The sequence below is a fragment of the Mesorhizobium sp. genome, from assembly GCF_024509055.1.
Lineage (GTDB): Bacteria > Pseudomonadota > Alphaproteobacteria > Rhizobiales > Rhizobiaceae > Mesorhizobium.
This window is the reverse complement of sequence record NZ_JANINM010000197.1, coordinates 1-3,207: the sequence shown is the minus strand read 5'-3', so window position 1 is coordinate 3,207 and position 3,207 is coordinate 1. Positions and strand designations below refer to the sequence as shown.

The following is a 3,207-nucleotide window of genomic DNA, read 5'->3' as shown; positions in this document are numbered from 1 at the left end:
CGCGAGCAGCATGCGCTTGTCGTCCTCCGCCAGGTACGAGGCTTGAATACCTGCTTGGGCAATGGCGGAAATCTCCGCCGGGCCGAAGTCCATCGCCTCCGCGACCAGCAGATATTCCCGGTTGATGTCGGTCGAGAAGGATGCCGGTGCATCGGTATTGATGGTCACATTGAGGCCGGCCCTGAGCATTTCGGTGATGGCCGAACCCGTGCCGCGCACCAGTTCGCAGGCGCTCCAACAGGCAGTGAAAGGCAGCTTCGCTTCCCTGATACGGCGGAGGAGGTCCGCATCATCGACGACGGCATAGCCGTGATCGATGCGTTCGATGCCGAGCAAGTCGACCGCATCGCGCAAGTCGCCAGGATCGAACCGCTCGCCGGCATGCGCGCTGACGTGAAGGCCAATGGTCCTCGCAAGAGCGAATGCGTCGGCATAACGCCGGGGTGGGCCGAGCAACTCGTTGTTGTCGAGGCCAATGCCGACAACATAGTCATGCCGGTTGCGAATGACGTTTTCGACCATTGCCATCCCGCGCCGCGGTCCCAGCGCCCGGTTGATCGACGGAATTAGCCTGGCGCGGATTCCAAAGCTGGCTTGCGCGGCCTCTATCGCATCGCAATAGGCCTCGAGCATTTGCGGATAGGGGACGACGTGATCGTCGGGATTGAAGAACAGCTCGCAGTAGCGGACGTTGCAGCCTGCCATGTTGCGCAGAGCCGCAAAGAGGATCCGGCGAAAATCCTCTTGCCTGGACAGAGCCGAGCACACCAGGGCGAGGCGTTCCAGATAATCCTCGAAGCCGGTCGCCTGATAGATCGTTTCCGGCGTGTAGGGCGCCAGGGCGATACCGTTGGCCTCGGCGATCTCGAACAACATCGGCGCGGGAATGGCATCCGCGATGTGGCAGTGGAGGTCGACCTTCGGCAGGCCCTTGATGAATGCGGCAATGTCCAATCGAGCCTCCCGGCCAAAGCGCAAGATTAGCCCCCGCCTCGGCACCCCGGAATATCTCCAAGGAGCGAAAACCTCTCCGGCATTGCGATCGTGATGCGAGGCACGGCTACTCGCCGACGATCGAGTTCGTCTCCGGCAGGGCCATTCCATAGGCCGTGTCGGCGGCGCCTTCGGCGATGTCGCTGGCCAGCCGGTAGCCCTTGTTGGCGCGCACGTCGCGCGGCGACATGCCGAACTGGTCGGTGATCTGACGCGAGAAGTGGAATGGGTTCTTGTAGCCGCACTGATAAGCGATCTCGGCGATCGACAGCCCCGTCTGCAGCAACAGCGAATGGCCGTGGTTGGTACGAACCTGCCACAAATAGCGCACCGGCGTCACGCCAATATGTTTGCGGAAGGACGAGACCAGGTGTTGCGGGGTCACCCCCACCAGCGCCGCCAGCCTTTCGACGGTGATCTCCTTCTCGTAGTTCTCGTCGATGTAGAAGCGGGCCCGCAGCACCGAGCGCGGTGTCATGCGCTCCTGCTCGGACAACTGCGCCTCGTGGAAATAAGCCAGGAAGATCGTCTCGCCGAGCCCGTTGCGCAACGTGTTGAGATTGGAGCTGGAGCCGGCGCCGAGTTCGACGCCCAGACGCTGCATGGTCTCGACCCGCTGTGACAAGGGAATGCGCGGTGACACCGAGCGCAGGCGCATAGCCAGCGTCTCCGGCAGATCGCCGGCGTAGCCTTCGCACCAGCTGACGCGGGTGTTGCGGCCTTCGGCATATTCGATGAACAACCGCCGCTCGTTGCGGAAGAAGCCGCAGCTGCGCGGCCCCATCACCGTCTCGTCGTCGTCGCAGAAAACCCGCGCCTTGCCTTCGTGGATGATGAGCAGCGTAACGTAGCGCTCCTTGAGCGGACCGTAGACGCCGCCGGCCGGATATATCGCCTCGCCGAATATGTAGCCCCGGCCACCGTCGATGAATGCGTGCATGGCCAAATCCTGCTCGCTTTGCCCTGCGGCTTTTGTAGCACGGCTAAGGGGCGCCTCAAAGGTTGTACCGCACCGACCTTAACTGCAGATATGCATTCCGATACCGCAGGCATTCCGCAGAAAAGGTGGCTGCGGGATACTTTCCAGCGTCCGGGCGAGATCGTTGCGCTTGCCCTCGGACAAGCCAGCGAGACTCGTCCCGAGGAGGAAGCGTTTGTTTCTGCCAGCCGATCATTCCAAGACCAGAGATGACCTCCCGCGCGGCTGCACGTTCTCGCCGGGCGACTGGCATATCCTCGCTTCGTTCTGGCATCCGGTCGCCTTCGTCCACGACATCGCCGACAAGCCCGTGAGGGCCAGGCTGCTCGACGTCGACCTGGTGATCTACAAGACCTCCGCCGGCATCACCGTCGCGCGTGACCTTTGCCCGCATCGCGGCACGCGCATCAGCGCCGGCTGGATGGTCGACGACCAGATCGTCTGCCCGATGCATGGCCTGCATTTCGCGCATGGCGGCGCTTGTTCGAAAATCCCGTCGATCGCCAATTCGGAAGGGCGCATCCCGCCGAAGCTGAAGCTCGAGACCTATGCCTCCGTCGAGCGCTACGGCATTGTCTGGGCGTGCCTCAAGAACAATCCGATCTGGCAACTGCCTGAGTGGGAAGGCATTTCAAACCCGGACTTCCGGAAGGTTTATGTGCCGAGCGGCACCTGGTATGCGGCAGCCAGCCGCCATGTCGAGAACTTCAACGACGTCGCCCATTTCCCCTGGGTGCACACCCAGAGTTTTGGCGGCAGCACCGCGGATCCAATTCCGCCGTACGACGTAGAGCAGACCGACTACGGCCTGCGTTTCGAACTGCCCTATCACGAGGGCTTCAACCGCTTCGACGATGGCGTCGCCGGCGACGAGCGCGATGTGGTCTACACCTACGAGCTCACTTATCCGTTCTCGACCATCATCAAGATCGCGCCGCAGGGCTCGGACTACGTCGTCTATTTCGCCGACACGGTGTGCCCGATCTCTGCGCGGGAGACGCGCATCTTCCAGATGATGACCGACACGACCGGCGATCCCGACGACGATTACTGGATCAAGGATGCGCTGCTCATCAATGACGAGGACAAGCCTATGGTCGAAGAGCAGCATCCGGAAGAATTGCCGCTCGATCTCAGCGAGGAAATCCATGTTCCCTCGGATCGCATGTCGCTCGAATACCGGCGTGGACTTGTGAAACGCTTTGGCCTCGGCGCGCCGATCGCGAGTTGATTGC

General features: G+C 62.0%; 3 protein-coding genes. 1 reads left to right on the top strand and 2 read right to left on the bottom strand.

What is annotated here, in order from left to right:
* Together add and Q0L57_RS09380 are read right to left on the bottom strand one after the other, a co-directional pair.
* Nucleotides 1-954: adenosine deaminase (gene add / locus Q0L57_RS09385; RefSeq protein ID WP_296741507.1), on the bottom strand; the 954-nt coding region annotated here is incomplete at its 3' end.
* A gap of 106 nt (nucleotides 955-1,060) precedes the next feature.
* Nucleotides 1,061-1,933 (bottom strand): AraC family transcriptional regulator, encoded by an 873-nt coding sequence (locus Q0L57_RS09380; RefSeq protein WP_296741504.1) that lies wholly within the window; start codon nucleotides 1,931-1,933, stop codon nucleotides 1,061-1,063.
* 214 nt (nucleotides 1,934-2,147) lie between these two features.
* Between Q0L57_RS09380 and Q0L57_RS09375 the strand changes: the two genes are divergently transcribed.
* Nucleotides 2,148-3,203: an aromatic ring-hydroxylating dioxygenase subunit alpha gene (locus Q0L57_RS09375; RefSeq protein WP_296741501.1), complete on the top strand. Its 1,056-nt coding sequence runs from the start codon at nucleotides 2,148-2,150 to the stop codon at nucleotides 3,201-3,203.
* The last annotated feature ends 4 nt before the right edge of the window (nucleotides 3,204-3,207 follow it).

Bases quoted from the DNA above. Each gene is read 5' to 3' on its own strand.
- Q0L57_RS09380 (WP_296741504.1), bottom strand. From the start codon at position 1,933: ATGCACGCATTCATCGACGGTGGCCGGGGCTACATATTCGGCGAGGCG.